The organism is Dorea sp. AF24-7LB (genome assembly GCF_003478575.1).
Taxonomy (GTDB): Bacteria; Bacillota; Clostridia; order Lachnospirales; family Lachnospiraceae; genus Dorea_D; species Dorea_D hominis.
Genome location: NZ_QUFR01000007.1, coordinates 20,674 through 39,661 on the forward strand (window position 1 = coordinate 20,674; position 18,988 = coordinate 39,661).

Below are 18,988 nucleotides of genomic sequence, written 5' to 3' on the forward strand. Positions count from 1 at the left end.
TCACTTGTGTATTCAAGAATGCCCTCGGCATTCTTGCTGCGAGATGCACGTCATGCAACGCATGACATATTCTTCTGTGCATCTCTGCAATCCTGCCGGAGGCTATATCAGATGATTACATTCTCTCCGGTGCTTCAAATCCTAATACGTCAATGCATGCTTCCAGTACTTCTTTTGTAAGGATCAGAAGTGAGATGTAGCTTTCTTTCTTCTTCGCGTCTTCTTCTGCAAGGATCTTCGTTCCGTGATAGAAACGGTTAAATGCATTGGAAAGATCGTAAATATATGCACAAATCTTGTGCGGTGCCAGTTCTTCAAATGCATTCTCCAGCACTTCGTTGTATTTTGCGACTTCCAACATCAGTGCTTTCTCACTGTCTGATGTTGCCGGAAGAAGTGTAATATCTTCTACATTACCGCCCTGCTCTTTGTACTTGTTCAGGATAGACTTGATTCGCACGATCGTGTACAGAATGTACGGTCCTGTATTTCCTTCAAAGGAAGTGAAACGGTCTACATCGAATACATAGTCTTTGGCTGCCTGGTTGGACAGGTCTCCGTATTTGATCGCGGAAAGTCCGACAATCTTCGCTGTCTCTTTTGCTTCTTCTTCTGACACTGTACGATTATCTGTAATTTTCTTATACATCTCTTCATCGATCTCTGCGATCAGATTCTCCAGACGCATAACGCCACCTTCTCTTGTCTTAAACGGTTTACCGTCTTTGCCATTCATCGTTCCAAAACCTAAGAATGACAGTTTTGTCTCTTCCGGTACGATTCCAGTCTTCTTGGCAGCGCGGAATACCTGTACAAAGTGCAGTTCCTGACGTTTATCTACTACATAAACAACCTGATCCGGATGGTAATCCTGTGTTCTCTGTACTAATGTTGCAAGATCCGTTGTTCCATATAAAGAAGCGCCGTCTGATTTCTGGATCATACATGGTGGAATCTCTTTTGTATCGGACTCTTCCTGTACATCGATAACAAGTGCTCCGTCATCAATGTGGGCATATCCTTCTTTTTTCAGGCGGTCAATCATATCCGGGATGTATGCCTGTGCATCAGACTCGCCCTTCCAGAGATCAAATTCTACATTTAGATTCGCATAATTTTTCTTAAGGTCAGCTACAGAAATATGCATGATATGATTCCAGATTGCTGTATATCCGCGATGACCATTCTGTAATAAATATGTTGCATGCAAAGCTTCTTCACGGTATGCATCATCTTCTTTGGCTTTACCGCTTGCAGTCGGATAAATCTCTTCCAGTTCTCCGATGGTAAATGGTGCTTCTTCCGGATACTCTCCTTCAAATGCATCATCAAAATATGGCAGATCCGGCTGTCTCTTGCGAAGCTCTGTGATAATCAGTCCCATCTGGTATCCCCAGTCGCCGAGATGAATATCTCCTAATACTTTATGTCCTGCTTTTCTTGCGATACGCTTCACACTCTCGCCGATAACTGCGGAACGAAGATGTCCGACATGTAACGGTTTTGCTACGTTCGGTCCGCCGTAATCGATTACAATCGTCTTTGGTTCTTTTGCCTGTTCCAGTCCAAGATTCTCATCTTTTTTCATGTCATTTAAGTATGCAGCAACTGCATCTTCATTTAACTTAATATTAATAAATCCTGGTTTTACAACCTCGATCTCTCCAATATATGTTTTATCTGTTAAATTTGCAAGAACATCCTCTGCGATCATAAACGGTGCTTTTTTATATTTCTTCGCTCCAGCCATTGCTCCGTTACACTGATATTCACAGAGATCCGGACGGTTGGAAAGCGTTACTTTTGCCAGTGCACGATCATATCCTGCCTTGTCAAAGGCTGCGGCAATTTCCTGTTCCACAAGATTAATAATTTTATCCATGTTTTTCCTCCTACTCATTCTTCCTTACCATTTCAGAAGTCTTCCTATTTTAATATATCTATGTCCAGACAGACTTCTGAACATAATATGTATTCTAACACAAGACAATCCCCTCAACAACCTCAATCCTCTCTCTTCTTGTAAAAAAATGCAATTTGTGTTACGATATCAAGAATTTAATGCCAGGGTCAAAAAGCCTAAAATCAAGATATATGATTCAAGAATGCCCTCGGCAGAATTGTGGAAGTACGAGGTACGAAACAATTCGTATGGCATGACCCTCAATAGAAATAAGCACAACAAATAAGTACAAAAAGGAGTATGATTATGTTACTAGGTTCACATGTCGGCATGTCCGGCAAGGCAATGCTCTTAGGTTCTGCGAAAGAAGCAGTCTCCTACGGAGCGAATACATTTATGTTCTATACAGGTGCACCACAGAATACCCGCCGCAAAGACATTTCCGAATTAAATATTGATGCTGCATGGGAATATATGCATGCACAGGGAATTGAACAGATCGTTGTTCATGCACCATATATTATTAATCTTGGCAATTCCGTAAAACCGGAAACTTTTGAACTGGCTGTCAATTTTCTACGGACAGAGATCGAACGGACGAGGGCCTGCAAAAGCCATGTGCTGATCCTGCATCCGGGCGCTCATGTCGGTGCCGGTACAGATGTCGGTATTTCACAGATTATCAAAGGATTAAACGAAGTACTTACACCTGACATGGATCTTCAGATCGCACTGGAAACAATGGCTGGAAAAGGATCTGAAATCGGCAGAAATTTTGAAGAGCTCGCACGTATTATCGATGGGGTTACTTACAATGAAAAATTAAGTGTATGTTTTGATACCTGTCACACGCACGACAGCGGTTATGATATCGCACATGATTTTGACGGTGTAATACAGAAATTTGACCATATTATCGGGAAAGAACGTATTGCCGTTTTTCATATTAACGACAGCAAAAATGTCTGCGGTGCTGCCAAAGACCGCCATGCTAATATCGGCTTCGGCGAGATTGGTTTTGATGCATTATCCTATATCGTGCATCATCCGGATTTTGCTGATGTCCCAAAGATACTGGAGACGCCTTATATCCCTTCACAAGTCAAGGAGAAGAAATCTTACGCACCGTACAAATATGAGATTGAGATGTTGAAAGAAAATCATTTCAACCCAGATGTACAGGAACAGATTCTGCGCGATGCGGAAAAATAACTGAAACGGGAGAACTGCCACTATGGAAACTACTATGAACGAAAACCTCAAAGAAACTGACGTCAAAATTGAAACCGCTTCCGAAGATGATGCAAAAGAACTTCTCGATATTTATGCACCATACATTCTGGAAACCGCAATTACTTTTGAATATACGATTCCTTCTGTAGACGAATTTCGTGAACGCATCCGAAATACGCTGACAAAATATCCGTATATCAAAGCTGTTCATAACGGCAGTATCGTAGGTTATGCATACGCTTCTGCTTTCCATCCGCGGGCTGCCTATGGCTGGGCAATTGAGACTTCTATCTATGTGAAGAAAGATGCCAGAAAGATGGGACTGGGCAAGAAATTATATGCCGTTCTGGAAAGCATTCTGAAAAAGCAGGGCTTTCTGAATCTGAATGCATGCATTGCCTGCCCGAAGATTGATGACGAATACTTAACCCGCAACAGCATCAATTTCCATGAACATCTAGGTTACCGTTTTGTCGGTGAATTTGAAAAATGCGGTTATAAATTTGGCCGCTGGTACAACATGGTCTGGATGGAGAAGCACATCGGCGAACATCTCACCGAACAGCCACCGGTTATTCCATTCCCGGAACTTAAAGATTTACCGGTACTTAAAGAATTATCGTAATTTACGATTCTCTCATAATTTCAGGATTTATCCCGGAAGTTTTCGAAGCTTCTCTCACAGACCAAAAATTTTTCACATTTTCTGCAGCACTGTTCAGATTGCAGATTTGAAAGTCTTTCCATTCACGTGGGAAGACTTTTCTGTATCTGTAATCCAGAAAGCGATCATCTAACAGCAGGATGAGTCCTTCATCTTCCTCTGTCCGGATCACACGTCCCGCAGACTGCAGGACTTTATTCATCCCAGGATAGAGATACGCATAGTCATATCCTGAAATTCCCTGCCCGTCAAAATAAGCTCTTAAAAGTTCCCGCTCTCTGCACACCTGTGGAATTCCCGGTCCAGCAATCAGCACACCGATCAGGCGGTCCGCTGTCAGGTCAATTCCTTCCGAGAAAATTCCACCCATCACGCAGAAACCAACCAGACCTTCTTCTGTATTTTCTTCAAAATTTTCCAGAAAAATCTCCCGTTCTTCTTCTGACATATACGGCGCCTGCATAACTGCCGGTATCTGCTCTCCCGGTAATTTCATAAACGCATCACAGACATTTTCCATAAAACGATACGAAGGGAAAAATGCAATATAATTGCCACGCTTCGCCAGAGCGGTCTGCCGGATATATCTTGCGTAGCGCTCGTACATGTCTTCTCCACGCTTTGTGTATTTGGTACTTACATCATTTCCTATCAAAAGCAGCCGGTTCTTCGTATCAAACGGTGATTCTGCATAGACTGCATAGTCTTCTTTCCCTGTACTTAAAAGTTTCTTATAGTACTGGATGGGAAGCAGTGTAGCTGAGAAAAAAATCGTACTATTCCCCTTATCCAGATATTCTTTAAGATTTGCTGCCGGATTCACACAGAAGAGATGGATTCGGAATCTCCCATCATCCGTTATCTCCGAATAGATCAGGTAATTCTCATCCAGCCGGTCATGAATATAGAGAAACATCCGCACTTTAAAATAAAACTCCAATACTTCTTCCTTTAATGTTTCATCTTTGCAGTCTTCCAAAAAATGATCCATCTCTGTTACCAGGTTCAGTAACTTCAGATAAACGTGTGACACACTGTTCAGGATCTGGCAGTCTTCACATTCCCGTTTTAATGCAAGGAACTGCTTATTGCATTCTTCCAGCTTCTTTGCAAGCTTCGGTGCGGTATTCTTCACTTTCCTCTTCACTGCCAGAACATCTTCTTTGTATAGATCTGCGCTGTACATTGTCCTTGCACGCTCCACCAGATTATGCGCTTCATCGATCAGAAACAGATACTCTCCCGAATTGCTTTCTCCAAAAAAGCGGCGCAGATGTGCATTCGGATCAAATGCATAATTATAGTCACAGATAATCGCATCCACCCAGTTTGATACATCCAGACTCATCTCGTAAGGACAGACATTCCATTTTTTCGCCTGCTCTTCCAGAATCTCTCTGCTCATCTCATCGGAAGTTGTCAGAAGTTCATATACTGCATCATTTACCCGGTCAAAATGTCCTTTGGCATATGGACATGCATCCGGATTGCACACAGTCTCTTCGCAGAAACAGGTCTTCTCCTTCGCTGTAAGCACCAGCACTTTCATCCGCAATGCCTGCTCCTTTAACGTATCAAATGCCTGCCATGCAACTGTTCTTGTAATCGTCTTTGCTGTCAGATAGAAAATCTTCTCTCCCAGTCCTTCTCCAACTGCCTTCACCGCCGGAAACACCGTTGCCATTGTCTTGCCGACTCCTGTCGGCGCCTGAATGAAGAGTTTCTTCTTCCTTGCGATCGTCCGGTAAACCGATGCCGCAAGGTTCTTCTGTCCTTCCCGGTAAGCAAATGGAAATTCAATTTCCTTAATAGAAGCGTTTCTCTTTTGCTTCCATCGCACCTGGTATCTTGCCCATTTTTCGTATTGTCCGGCTACATCCAGAAACCATCTTTTCAGATCTTCATACGCATATACACTCTGAAAGCGCCGGATGTCTTCTGTCTCCAGATTGCAATAAGTCATCTGCACTCCGATCTCATCCAGATTCTTCTGTGTGGCATAAATGTATGCATAACACTTTGCCTGCGCCAGATGAACAGAAACCGGTTCCTCAATCTGCTCCAGATCCCGCATAACTCCTTTGATCTCATCAATCACTATACCGGATGCATTCTCGATAATTCCATCCGCACGTCCATCTATTACCAGCGTGAATCCATTACACGGAATCTCAATCTTAAGTGGAACTTCTGCATGGTAATCTGCCCCCATTCTTCTCTGGATCTTCCGGTGCATCTTGCCACCAAGAAGCATGGCATCTTTGTCCGCTCCCGCCACCCGGTTATCAATATCTCCGCTTCTTAAAATAAATTCTACCAGATTCCGGACAGAGATATGCACCTGTTCCTCTGCCACTTCCATGTTCTTATCCATCTCTTACTCCATAATCTTTACTTGACAATTCTAAAAATCTTTTATCGCCTATCTTATAGATTATCGCGTTTACTCCGCAAATTCAACCATGTTCTATATCCAATCTTTTGCAAAAAAAGAACGTTTACCCGCAGCGCCGACAAACGTTCTTTTTGCATTCGTTTTCTTATATTATTTATCTGTTTACTGACAAATTTTCCGGTTTAAAATGTTACAATAACCTTTGCTTTCTCTGGCGTAATTACAAGACCGTCTGCTGTTTTTTCTACAGAAGCTGCTCCTGTAATCTCTCCCGCCTCTTCTACATTTCTCAGGAGATATGTCATATGCTGATCCTTTCCGGCACTTTCCAGTGTAAGTGTTCCATTTTTACGTAATGCTGTGACTGTCAGCGCATTCTGACCTTTCTGATCCGGAACAAGACACTGTACTTCTTTGCCATCCTGTACTTCATATACCTGGATCTGCACACCATCTGCATAATCATAATCAGCTGTTTTCTCATTTGCACCGATTGCAAGCAATGTATTTTCTCTTACATATACAGGAAGAGACATGAAATCATAAGTATCTTTATACCATTTTCCACCTACTCTTCTTTCACCACTCAGCAGATGTGTCCATGTTCCTTCCGGCAGGTAATACTCGACTGCTCCATCCTCCGAGAATACCGGTGCTACCAGAATACTGTCCCCTAACATGTACTGCATATCCAGATAACGGACAGCCGGATCCTGTTCAAATTCCATGACCATGGAACGCATAGCCGGAATACCTGTTTCATGGGAATTTACTGCCATCTGGTAAATATATGGCATTAGGCTTATTTTTAATTTTGTAAATTTACGGCATACATCTACCGCTTCTTCATCAAACAGCCACGGCACACGATAGCTCTTGGAACCGTGTAAACGGCTGTGTGTAGATAACAGACCAAACTGCAGCCATCTCTTATAAACATCCGGGCTTGCGGTCAGCTCAAATCCACCGATATCGTGACTCCAGAATGAAAATCCGGACATTGTAAAGGATAATCCGCCGCGCAGACTTTCTGCCATAGATGCATAAGATGCAGAACAGTCACCGCCCCAGTGTACCGGGAACTGCTGTCCACCGACAGTTGCACTTCTTGCAAACAGGACTGCTTCACCTTCTCCACGCTCTCTTGTCAAAAGATCGAATACTGCTTTGTTGTATAACTGTGTATAGTAATTATGCATGCACCACGGATCTGAGCCGTCAAAATATTCTACATCTACAGGTATACGCTCGCCAAAATCTGTCTTGAAGCAGTCAACGCCCATATCAAGCAGAGTTTTTAATTTTGCAATATACCAGTTTGTTGCCTCCGGGTTTGTGAAATCTACAAGCCCCATTCCCGGCTGCCAGTTGTCTACCTGCTTGATTCCTCTTCCATCTGCACGTTTTAGAAGATATCCTTTTTCCAGTCCTTCACGGAAAAATCCTGTGCCCTGCGCAATATAAGGGTTGATCCATACACAGATTTTCAGTCCCTTTTCTTTGTAACGTTTCAACATTCCTTTTACGTCCGGGAATACACGGTCATCCCACTCAAAATCACACCAGTGGAATTCCTTCATCCAGTAACAGTCAAAATGAAATACTTCCAGCGGAAGATTTCTTTCTTCCATTCCGTTGATGAAAGTACTTGTTGTCTCTTCATCATAATTGGTTGTAAAGGAAGTTGTCAGCCACAGTCCGAATGACCATCCCGGTGCAAGTGCCGGTTTGCCGGTCAGATCTGTATAAGTACGGATCACATCTTTCATTGTGTCTCCGTAGATTAGATCAAATCGAAGCTCTTCGCCTTTTACGGAAAATCCCACATATTCTACTTTCTCACTTGCCACTTCAAAGGATACGTTATCTGTATGGTCTACCAAAATTCCATAATTCTTATTTGTCATATAAAACGGAATATTTTTGTAAGAAATCTGGGAAGCAGTACCTCCGTCTTCATTCCAGCAGTCTACAACCTGTCCGTTTTTCACAAAGGAAGTGAAGCGTTCTCCCATTCCATATACGCACTCTCCCGGTGCCAGAGAAAGCTCTGTATTCATATACGGTGTATAATCTGAATACATATAGTTACTTTCCGGGAATTTTGTCGAATTGCTTCTGTCATACTGCATATATCCGATATTTCTGAATCCACAGGTTGTCAGTACTTTTCCGTCTGCTTTATATTCGATTTTAAAATCCTTACGGTCTACGCATACCTGCATTCTTCCGGCAGTCATAATCGCTTTTTCGTCTGTGATCTCTACGTCCACATCCTGCATATCTTTGTTGAGTTCAAATCTCGGTTCTTTTCTCTGATAGCCTTCAAAATGCCAGCTTCTGACACTGATCACATCCTTGCGGATTGCTGTAAATTCGATTGTAATCGTTCCAACATCCAAAGCTCCGGAACGGTCCGTAATGATATGAAACGGTGCAACAATCTGCATACCATTTGGAATTTCTTTAACGATAAATGCCTGCATTGCATGAGAAGCATTGGCACGTTCGCTTTTTTCCCAATATCCTTCTGTAAATTTCATTTCTATTCCTCCTGCTATTTCGTGCTCGCTTTTAATTTCTGATTTCTTCTATTTTGCGACGGCTGTCTTTCCCTGCTTCAGATCTTCTACGATTCCATCATATTCTTTATCCAGTTTGTAGAACATCATAATCACGATCTGAAGTACTGCAACTGCTACTGGAATATAGATAAACAATGCCTTGATCGCCATTACAGAAGAAGCGCTCTGAACAGCTGCATTTTCTGCATAATTACCAAGTGCAAGGATCCATCCGAGCATTGCAGATCCAAGCCCGTTTCCTACTTTAAAACCGAAGCTTGAAGCACTGTTGATCAGTCCCTCTGTACGATAACCTGTCTTCCACTCTCCGTATTCAATCGTGTCAGATACAATTGCAAACATACAGGAAGAAATACCTGCATTTCCGATTCCTTTTAATCCGGATGCGATCATAATTCCGATGTAGCTTGTGCCTACAAACTGGAACATACCGAATCCAAGTCCGTATACGATTGCTCCGATAATAAGCATATTTCTTTTACCGATTCTTTTAATGATAAATGCAGTGAAGAACATTGCAACGATCTGAACGACACTTGCCACCAGATTCATCGGTCCAACAAGTTTTGCATTATGCAAAATAACCTTTGCATAGTAAACTGCTGCTCCACCATTTAAAGAATATTGAATAAATATACATACCAGTGTCAGTGTGATCATCAGCCAGTATTTATTACAGAACAACAGACGGATTCCTTTTACAAACGGAACCTTTTCCTGCTTGCTCTGTACAGATGGTTTTACTCGCTCTTTTGTTCCTGTAAATGTGATAAGGAAAATAACAATTGATAAAACACCAAATACTGCAAAAGTTTTCGTCCATGCGGATGCATTATCTCCAAAGAATTCCACAAGTGGAAGTGTCAGGTTGGTGATAATTAAAGTTCCTGTTGTTGCCAGTGTCATACGAAAGATGCTGAGTACGGATCTTTCGTACTGATCCTGTGTGATCAGAGCATTCAGTGTTGAATACGGTACGTTGATCGCTGTATATACAACAGATGAAACCAGGTTATAAGTAATAAATATATATACCATTTTTGCACTGTTTCCAAGTCCGGACGGAACCGAAAAAAGAAGCACGGCTGCGATGGCAAATGGAATTGCCATTCTTAAAATCCATGGACGGCATTTCCCAAATCTTGATTTTGTACGGTCTACAATTACCCCCATGATCAGGTCTGTAACTCCGTCAAATAATCTGGAGATCAGCATGATCGTTCCAATTGTCAATGCGCTTACTTTTACATAGTCGGTGTAGTAGAATAATAAGAAGGATGACATTGCTGAATAAATGATATTACATCCAAGATCTCCACACCCATAGGCAAAACGTTCTTTTACACTAATCTTTGTCGTTTCCATAGTATCTCTTCTCCTTTGTTTTTTCTTAACATATTCTATCAGATATTTTTCTGGTAGATTAGGCGCAAAATCCACTTACTATAGGTGTATTTCCGACATTTTTTATATTATTTTATCTTTTTCTGTATTAACGATAATTTCTATCTGATTATTTTTCTCCTTTCTTGCCTGTGTCGGTGTACATTTGTATCGCTCTTTAAACCAACGCATGGCAACTTTATAATTCGTACAGCCATGACGCTGAAAAATCTCATTTACATAATCATCTGTATTTAGCAGATCTCTATGAATATGGTTCATTCGCACTTCATACAGATATTCCATTGCAGTCAGTCCAATCTGTTTCTTCAACATTCTGGACAGATAATCCGGGTTGTATCCAAACTGTCCGGCTGTCTCCTGCACCGTTACCTGTCTGCTGTGATTTTCATCCAGATACCGCATGATCTTCTTCAATTGTTCTCTGTTCTTTCTTGCTTTGCTGATCTCTTTTTCTACCAGTTTTTCTGAATAAGAATGTAAAAACATATACATAAGATCATAAAGAAGGCTGTTAAACTTCAAAAGGTATCCTTCCGGGCGAACTTCATAGATCACATACATGTCATAGCATACCTTTTTCAGCCATTCCAGTTTCGTAATCTCTGTCTGGCGTTTTGGGTTGGGATCTATATGAAAACGCATCTGAGCATAATCCGGTATATATTTTTCCAGAAAAATTTCCGGCACCTGCAGAACAAGCGATTTATTCTTCGTACTCCTGAAAGAATGAATCTCTCTGGAATTGAGCAGGCAGATATCACCTGCCTGTACTTCTTTTTCTCTATCTTCCATCTTTACATGCATGCTGCCTTCCAGCATATAGATAATCTCCAGACTGTTATGCCAGTGCGGTGCGACATAACTTCCTTGATCCACTGACAGATAAAACCGGACATCCACATCCTGATTGCTCGCGACAATTTCGTGATGTACTTCATAGTCTGCCATTCTCATCCCTCCTTTTGAACATCGAACCCCAATACGGTCATGCTTCATATTTTCATAATATACTTTATCATAACTGCCAGACGAACATCTTATAATAGCTAAAATTGCCCCCGGATTTTGATGTTCAAAACCCAGAGGCTCTCTTCCGATATTTCTATCTTACAGCATTTCAATAAATGCAGTAATTCTTGTATTAAGCTGTCCAATATCTGCTTGCGAATAATCTGTCTCAACATTGATATACGGAATATGCTTCTCTTCGTTTACAAATCTGCGTACAGATAATGTCTCGACATTGTATGTATGACATGCCTGCAAAGTCATCTCTACAACACCGTCTACCTGATATTCGTCGATCAGTCTGCCTAACAGTTCAAAACGATTCGGATTCGGAGTCATAACCGAACATCCGATGTTCAGATATCTTCTTGCAATTGCATCATACACATCCGGATTGTTCTCATCTACCAGCTTATCGATAGATTTTGCACCTGAGCAGTTCTCGTAAGTTACAACGATTCCACCGTTATCCTCAACCGCACGGATAATCTTCTCCGTTGCACCTCCGATCGGACATCCTGTAATCAGGATTCTTGGTTTCTTCTCCTGCATCTTACCTTCGGCATACTCTTTCTCGATCTTATCTACAAGTGCATTTACCTCATCAGGAATCTGTTTGCGATCAAATTTAAATGTACTTCCGTATAAAACTTTGAACAAATCATAACCGGAAATCGGCGCCGGATCATGACGCATAACCTCATAAAGCTTCTTCAAAGATCTTCTCGCTTCATTATTTACTTTAACTGCTTCTCTGATCTGTTCTTCTGTAATCTCTACATCAAACTTTTTCTCCAGATATTCTTTGAAACGGATGATCTCTTTCTTCCAGAGTTTTAAAGAATCTTCACTCTGCGAATTAGGAAGCTCCATTACGAATGTATCCTTAAATTCGGACATTAATTCGTACATCTTCTTCTTTCCATCACAGGTTGTCTCTCCGACTACGACATCGGAAAAATAAAAAAACGGACATTTGTCTGTCTTCGCAAATCCGTAGCTGGATTTGATCAGCGGACATAAGTTCTTCGGAAGATCCTTTTCCGCTTCTGCAATTGTCTCATCCGATGTAGAACAAAGACTGACTGTTGCAGCTCCCATTGCCATTGCAATCTCCTGCGGAAAATAAGTACAATAAGATCCTACTACCGGTATCCCCTGATCTTTTAACTGTTTTACTGCAAGGAAAGAGTTCTTTCTCTGTTCTGCAAATTCTTCAAAAACCTCCGGCAGTTCTTTAATTACTTCCATGGTTGTTCTCCTCTTTGACATTTACAATTTATTTACAGCATCGGTCAAATAATCATTGCTGATCTCGTAGAAACGCTCTTCTTCCACTGCTTCTGCCAGTCCTGCATCGATCGGCATCTTTCCAATTACCGGAATATCCAGTTCTTTTGCCGTCTCATCTACATGGCTCTCACCAAATACAGAAATCTTCTTTCCGCAGTCCGGACAGACAAGATAACTGTAATTTTCTACAATTCCAAGCACCGGAATATCCATCTGACATGCCATATTGTATGCTTTCTTAACGATCATCTGTACCAGATCCTGTGGCGATGTTACAATCACGATTCCATCGACCGGCAATGACTGGAATACTGTAAGCGGAACGTCACCGGTTCCCGGTGGCATATCTACAAAGAGATAATCCAGTTCTCCCCACATAACATCTGTCCAGAACTGTGTTACAACATTTGCAATGACCGGACCTCTCCATATAACCGGATCAGATTCATTCGGCAAAAGTAAATTGACAGACATGATCTTTGTTCCGTCTTTTGCCTCTTCCGGAATGATTCCTTCTTCTGTTCCCATTGCCTGTTTGTGGATTCCATACATCTTCGGAATAGACGGACCTGTAATATCAGCATCCATGATTCCTACATTAAATCCCTGCTCTCTCATAATACGCGCAAGGGATGCTGTTACCATAGATTTACCAACTCCGCCTTTTCCACTTACAACTGCAATTACTTTATTCACATGTGAATGTGGATTTGCCGGTTTCAAAAGGCTCTGCGGTTTGCTTCCGCAGGAATCTGCATGTGCGCATCCGGCACAATCTGACGGCTTACATCCATTTTGTTCTTCTGCCATTCTAACTGTCCTCTTTTCTTGATACTTTTTATTTCACTGCTCTGTGAAACAGCTCTTTCTTATTCTTCTACTGCTGCGATCAGTTCTACTTCGCATTTGACATTCTTCGGAAGTGTCTTTACAGCAACACAGCTTCTTGCCGGTTTAGATGTAAAATATTTTGCATATACTTCGTTAAATGCTGCGAAATCATTCATATCTGCAAGGAAGCATGTTGTCTTCACAACTTTATCGAAAGATGTTCCTGCTGCTTCCAGAACTGCTGCCAGATTCTTGCATACCTGTTCTGTCTGCTCCTCGATTGTCTCCGCTTCTACTGCATCTACAGCCGGATTGATCGGAATCTGACCTGCAGAGTAAAACATTCCTCCATGAACATATCCCTGTGAATAAGGTCCTAATGCTTTTGGTGCTTTTTCTGTTGCTACTACTTTCATAATTAGTTCTCCTTTGCTTTTTCTAATATTTTCTGTGCAATACACACATCAAAAAGTCCCATACCTACGGATTTAAAATAGGTGGTCTTTTTTGGATCGGTAATTTCCTGCGGATTTTCTGCCAGATAATCACTCATTAAAATTGTCTGCTCTTCTTTCAGACGTCCATCTTTTATCGGCTGACTTAAGTCTCCACTCTCTTCGCATGCATATGGGAGCTCAATGTAGACTTCATCTGTCAGATCCCAGATCGCATCCGGAATCTCACGCATCTCAGGCGTGTAAGAACCGATTGCAATGATACATTTTCCTTCTAACAAATCCTTATCATCCGGTAATACCGGCTGCGTGGAAGGTGTTGTTGTACAAATGATCTCACTGTTTTTAACCATCTCCTCCGCTGTCTTACATTGTACTACCTTTACATCCGGGTTATCAATAGCTTTTTCCAGTCTTGCCAGATAATCTGTCAGATCTCTGTCACTGTGATTATACACATAAACCGTATCAATCGGTCTTGCCGCACATGCATACAATGCCTGATAGAATCCCTGTACACCGGCTCCTGCGATTCCGACTGTATGGCAGTCTTTTCTGGATAAATGACGGATGCTGACACCACCGACTGCTCCTGTTCTCCATGCAGTTACTCTCTGACCGTCCATTACTGCCAGCGGTTTCCCTGTCTTATAATCATTCAGATACATGATTCCATCGATAGATGGCAAACCAAGTTCTGCATTATCCGGAAAGATACTTAAAATCTTTGTTCCAATAACTTCCTTCGTATAACATGGCATGTACATCATTGTCTTGTTCGCATCTTCTACACACGGGCGCGGCGGCATATAATAATCACCTGCTTTAAAAATCTTATAGGCTTCTTCAATCTGATCCATCATCTCATTTCTGTCGATCAGCTTATCAATCTGTTCACTGTCTAAAACTATCATACTACTTCTCCTTCCAATTCTTCTCTTTCTCTTGTGACATCTTTCAACCACTTATAGCTTAAATACCGCTTAATCGTAATCGGTATCTTGATCAATTCATCGCTCATCAATATCATATAAACAACCGGAACACCGGCATGGAAGATAAATGCTGCTGCCGCTCCCAATAAGATTGAGCAGCCCCACATCGTTGATACATCCATGATCATTCCGAATTTGGTATCTCCTCCTGACCGGAAAATTCCGATCACCATTGTCGTATTAAATGCCTGCGCCACAGTAAAATACGACATGACAAAAAACATAAAGCTTAAATAACTTCCCGCCTGTGCCGTAAGTGCCAGATTCGCTCTTGCAAGCGGTGCCGCCAGCAGGATCAGAAGTCCTCCAAGTCCTCCGAGCAACAGGCTCAACCAGATAAAGCGGACTGCATACGCTTTCGCATGTTCCATCTTCTTCTCACCAATTGTCTTGCCTAGATAAATAGCCGCTGCATTTGAAATACCAAAAGCTACAACCGTTGCAAGCTGTCTTGCCACCTGTGCCACAGAATTAGCCGCAACTGCCGCGCTTCCAAGATGACCGATCACTGCCGTATTCGCAGAGCTTCCAAGTCCCCACATTAATTCGTTTAATACAACCGGAAGTGCATAAACAAGAAAGTCTTTCCATAAAACAGGATCAATGTGCAGCATATCCTGCAACCGGATCCGTACGATTTTATTTTTCAAGAATGCATAGAACAGTACCATAATCGTCTCGGCACCTCTTGCACACAATGTTCCGATCGCCGCACCCGCAATGCCTAGTTTCGGAAATCCAAACATCCCAAAGATCAACACAGCATTGATAATAATATTCAGACCCAGCGACACTGCATAGATAAATGTTGCTATGACAACCTTCTCCATACTGCGGATAATATTCAGATATACCTGTGTTACTGCCATAAATATGTAAGAAAGTGCCACGATTCTTAAATATTTCACACCTTCTGCTATGACAACCGGATCAGAAGTATAGATCCGCATCAGCAGCCCCGGTATGCCAAGTGCTGCCACTGCAAATACAACCGCCGTTGTCAGTCCGGTACGAAGCCCGATACCAAGTATCTTTTCTATCGTTCTTGTGTCTTTCTTTCCCCAATACTGTGCGGTCAGCACCGTTGCTCCGGATGTCGTACCATAGAAAATCAGTGTCATAATAAACTGCACCTGTCCAGCAAGTGATGCTCCTGACAGTACCTTTTCTCCGACTTTTCCAAGCATGATCACATCCGTTGCCGTCACACCGACATTAATCAGATTCTGTAATGCCATCGGGATTACCAGTGCAAATACGCTCTTATAAAAAAGTTTCCAGTCGATATTTAAGTTCTTCGTCTTATTCATGATTTGCTGCTTTGTAGATTTCGTACATATCCTGCTTCTTCAGTTTCTTAAAGCTTCCAAGTTCTACAGTATCTCCTTTTGTCGCATTATCTGCCATCTGCATAAGAACATCATCTTCCAGTACGCCGGTCTTCATCTGTCCAATACATACTGGCATCTCGATTCGTTCAAAGAACTTCTCTGTCTCTTCAATCGCTGCCAGTGCAGCCTTTATATCATCCACTTCTTCAATCCCCCAGACTTTTCTTCCGAAATGTGCAAATCTTGGGATGTCAATCTGGTAAACATACCGTGCCCAGCTTCCCCATACTGCGGAAAGTGTTGCTCCGTGTGCTTCATCAAACATGCCACCGATCTCATGCCCCAGCTTGTGACATGCAAAATCTTTTGGTCTTCCAAGTCCTGTCATATTATTATGCGAAATGCTTCCGCACCACATGATTTCACTTAATGCATCATAATTCTGCTGATCTTCATATGCTTTTAATCCATTGCGAATCACTGTGCGGAGAACACCTTCTGCAATCTCATCTGTCAGTTCATTACCATCTACCGGTGTGAAATAACGCTCCATTGTATGCATCATAATATCTACAATTCCACATGTAAGCTGATACTTCGGCAACGTATACATCAGTTCCGGATTCATCATTGCAAACTTCGGACGCACAAGATCACTGTGTGCACCTGCTTTCTTTCCGGTCTCCTCATTTGTCAATACAGCAGAATCACTCATCTCACTTCCTGCTGCCGCAATCGTAAGTACAACTCCAACCGGAAGTGCCTTCTCAATTGGAACTTTACCACTCCAGAATTCTTCCAGATCTGTTCCCGGTTTTGCTGCTGCGATTGCAATTGCTTTAGCAGTATCAATACAGCTTCCTCCACCAACTGCCATAACCAGATCAGCGCCAGAATTGATTGCCTTTTTCACGCCTTCTTTTGCAAGGGACATTCTTGGATTCGGCTTCACGCCTCCAAGTTCTTCCACTTCGATTCCTTCTGCTTTTAAAACCGCTTCAACCCGTCCGAGCAGCCCACTTCGAACGACACTTCCACCACCATAAACAAGCAGAACTTTCTTTGCCTGCCATTCCTTTACAAGTGTTCCTGCTTTCAACTCTGCCTCTTTGCCAAACACAATCTTCGTTGGCATATATTGTTCAAAACTATGCATGATTTTTCTCCTTTCCGTTTCCAAATCCGTATCTTTTATTATAACGGATAAGTCTTGTTCCGTCCACCGCTTACATGTCGAATCATTCCCTGTACGGACTTATTTGCATTCTGCACGGTCAGTACAATCTCCGGATATCTGTTTTGGAACACACGGAATACTTCATCTGCAAATCCCTGTCCGAGAATTTCCACATCTCGAAAATCAAAAATAATCTCTTGAAATTCTTCCAGACGTCTCAATATACGTCTTGCCTGTGATCTGGCAACCGGATTACCAAACGGACACATCTCCTTTACTGGAATAAGTGCAATGATATCTATATACAATATCATCTGACCAGATTGCCATAGATTCCAGGCATTTGGATGTAAAAAAAATACCCTCTCCGAAATGTCCTGTGGCATCTGTTGTCAATTTTCCCTTATTTTTGCCCTTATGAGATAATCGTAAGGGAAATAAGGGAATGTTTTATTTAGTCATTGCCTGCCACTTTATCAAGTAACTTTGCGGATTCCCGCTTAGCTTTTCTTGTAGAGTGTGCATAGACATTCATTGTGGTAATCTGCTATTTCTCTTATTATTTGTGCAACTGGTATATGTTGCAATCAGGTGGTATATAAAAGGCTGGCGAGATACAAGGAGTTATTATTAAAATTGCAAACAGATAGATAAAATATATAAATCTATCCATTTGCATATAGAATACTTTTATCTTTTGAACATTGTAAATATGATGCATAAATAGTATATTGTCAGCATAATTGATACAGATAATATAACGAAAAACAACATCATCTCCAAATATTGTATGATTACAGAAAGTAGAAATTAAGAAATTTCCTCTGTTTTCTTCTTTCTGTATTCATTTGGACTCATATGATAATATTGTCTAAACTTCCGGCAGAAATAGCCGGAACTTGTAAATCCGGTTTCTTCTGCAATGGAAGAAACCGATTTTTGAGTGATATAAAGTTGTTCAGCAGCCTGTGCTAGTCTGTATTGAATTAGATATGCTACCGGAGAACAGTGGATGCCAGTTTGAAAAATGTGTAATGCTCCACTTTTGCTGATAGATGCCGATGCCGCAATCATCTCCAATGTAATCTCTTCCATGTAGTGATCATGAATATACTGCATCATAGCTTGTAATCTTGCTTGTTTGTGATTTAATCGATGAATACTGTTAGAATCAGAAGTCCAGTCCATATTTTTTTGCAATATGTTCCAAAGCTGAAATAAAAGTTGTATAGTACATAATTCATTATCCGGCTTAGTTTCCTGAATAGTACAAATTTGCGACAAAAGTTGTAGCACCTGTTTTCCAAATGTGTTGGATGGACTGAAAACTTGATATGGAGCAGACGAGCTTATCACAGGAAGAATATATTTTTCGTAAATGAGGCTGTTTTCGGGTGCTAATAGGGTTGGCGAAAAAACAATATTAGGTGCAAATGTACTGCTTTGTGCTTCAAAACGATGCAGGACACCGCTATTGATAAATATGCCGCAACCTTTATGTAGTTCTATTTTACTTGTACCTATAAGGCAGAGCGCAGTACCTTCAGCAGTATAAAGAAATTCTAATTCATGATGCCAATGCCAGTCAATGCGATGGAAGTCAAATTTCCAAATATTATCAGGATAGTATGCAAATGGATAACGATTGTTGCCATGCTGGATGGTTTCTCGTAGTGTTTCATCTGTAGTTATCTCAAAAGTCTCCATGCTA

Annotated in this window: 16 protein-coding genes; 3 read left to right on the forward strand and 13 right to left on the reverse strand. The window is 41.5% G+C overall.

Going from position 1 to position 18,988, the window contains the following annotated elements; genetic code table 11:
* Window positions 1-115: 115 nt before the first annotated feature.
* Window positions 116-1,882, reverse strand: coding sequence for an arginine--tRNA ligase (argS, locus tag DWY31_RS08495; RefSeq protein ID WP_118520074.1), 1,767 nt, complete (start codon window positions 1,880-1,882; stop codon window positions 116-118).
* A 327-nt stretch (window positions 1,883-2,209) separates the two neighbouring features.
* On the opposite strand from argS, the gene DWY31_RS08500 reads away from it, so the two are divergent.
* Together DWY31_RS08500 and DWY31_RS08505 are read left to right on the forward strand one after the other, a co-directional pair.
* Entirely contained in the window at window positions 2,210-3,115 is a 906-nt protein-coding gene (locus DWY31_RS08500; protein WP_117537353.1) for a deoxyribonuclease IV, read from the forward strand.
* Window positions 3,116-3,137: 22 nt separating this feature from the next.
* The gene (locus tag DWY31_RS08505) at window positions 3,138-3,761 is read left to right on the forward strand and encodes a GNAT family N-acetyltransferase (protein WP_226976963.1); all 624 of its coding nucleotides are present in this window, start codon (window positions 3,138-3,140) and stop codon (window positions 3,759-3,761) included.
* Window position 3,762: 1 nt separating this feature from the next.
* Here the strand turns inward: DWY31_RS08505 and DWY31_RS08510 are convergent, their stop codons facing one another.
* From DWY31_RS08510 to DWY31_RS08560, 11 genes are all read right to left on the reverse strand, one after another.
* A complete protein-coding gene (locus DWY31_RS08510; protein WP_330422631.1) occupies window positions 3,763-6,174 on the reverse strand; it encodes an ATP-dependent DNA helicase in 2,412 nt (803 codons plus the stop codon).
* 203 nt (window positions 6,175-6,377) lie between these two features.
* Window positions 6,378-8,738 (reverse strand): alpha-xylosidase, encoded by a 2,361-nt coding sequence (yicI, locus tag DWY31_RS08515; protein ID WP_118520076.1) that lies wholly within the window; start codon window positions 8,736-8,738, stop codon window positions 6,378-6,380.
* A gap of 48 nt (window positions 8,739-8,786) precedes the next feature.
* Window positions 8,787-10,145 carry an MFS transporter gene (locus DWY31_RS08520; protein WP_118520078.1) on the reverse strand — a complete coding sequence of 453 codons (1,359 nt, stop codon included), beginning with the start codon at window positions 10,143-10,145 and terminating at the stop codon, window positions 8,787-8,789.
* Window positions 10,146-10,247: 102 nt separating this feature from the next.
* The gene (locus DWY31_RS08525; protein WP_021861377.1) at window positions 10,248-11,135 is read right to left on the reverse strand and encodes an AraC family transcriptional regulator; all 888 of its coding nucleotides are present in this window, start codon (window positions 11,133-11,135) and stop codon (window positions 10,248-10,250) included.
* 159 nt (window positions 11,136-11,294) lie between these two features.
* Window positions 11,295-12,446 carry a double-cubane-cluster-containing anaerobic reductase gene (locus DWY31_RS08530; RefSeq protein WP_118520080.1) on the reverse strand — a complete coding sequence of 384 codons (1,152 nt, stop codon included), beginning with the start codon at window positions 12,444-12,446 and terminating at the stop codon, window positions 11,295-11,297.
* Between the two features lie 21 nt (window positions 12,447-12,467).
* Window positions 12,468-13,298, reverse strand: coding sequence for an Mrp/NBP35 family ATP-binding protein (locus tag DWY31_RS08535; protein ID WP_021861379.1), 831 nt, complete (start codon window positions 13,296-13,298; stop codon window positions 12,468-12,470).
* A gap of 59 nt (window positions 13,299-13,357) precedes the next feature.
* Window positions 13,358-13,735, reverse strand: coding sequence for a RidA family protein (locus tag DWY31_RS08540; protein ID WP_021861380.1), 378 nt, complete (start codon window positions 13,733-13,735; stop codon window positions 13,358-13,360).
* Between the two features lie 2 nt (window positions 13,736-13,737).
* The gene (locus DWY31_RS08545) at window positions 13,738-14,688 is read right to left on the reverse strand and encodes an ornithine cyclodeaminase family protein (protein ID WP_118520082.1); all 951 of its coding nucleotides are present in this window, start codon (window positions 14,686-14,688) and stop codon (window positions 13,738-13,740) included.
* Window positions 14,685-16,079 carry an MATE family efflux transporter gene (locus tag DWY31_RS08550; RefSeq protein ID WP_117537356.1) on the reverse strand — a complete coding sequence of 465 codons (1,395 nt, stop codon included), beginning with the start codon at window positions 16,077-16,079 and terminating at the stop codon, window positions 14,685-14,687. The genes DWY31_RS08545 and DWY31_RS08550 overlap by 4 nt, the downstream gene beginning before the upstream one ends.
* Window positions 16,072-17,256, reverse strand: a complete 1,185-nt coding sequence (locus DWY31_RS08555; protein WP_199671956.1) for an iron-containing alcohol dehydrogenase — start codon at window positions 17,254-17,256, stop codon at window positions 16,072-16,074. The genes DWY31_RS08550 and DWY31_RS08555 overlap by 8 nt, the downstream gene beginning before the upstream one ends.
* 38 nt (window positions 17,257-17,294) lie before the next feature.
* Window positions 17,295-17,591 (reverse strand): STAS-like domain-containing protein, encoded by a 297-nt coding sequence (locus DWY31_RS08560; RefSeq protein WP_243060496.1) that lies wholly within the window; start codon window positions 17,589-17,591, stop codon window positions 17,295-17,297.
* Window positions 17,592-17,842: 251 nt separating this feature from the next.
* Between DWY31_RS08560 and DWY31_RS14170 the strand changes: the two genes are divergently transcribed.
* A complete protein-coding gene (locus tag DWY31_RS14170; RefSeq protein ID WP_237998137.1) occupies window positions 17,843-17,911 on the forward strand; it encodes a hypothetical protein in 69 nt (22 codons plus the stop codon).
* A 176-nt stretch (window positions 17,912-18,087) separates the two neighbouring features.
* Here DWY31_RS14170 and DWY31_RS08565 read toward each other — a convergent pair whose 3' ends face one another.
* Window positions 18,088-18,984, reverse strand: a complete 897-nt coding sequence (locus DWY31_RS08565; protein WP_243060498.1) for an AraC family transcriptional regulator — start codon at window positions 18,982-18,984, stop codon at window positions 18,088-18,090.
* Window positions 18,985-18,988: the final 4 nt, after the last annotated feature.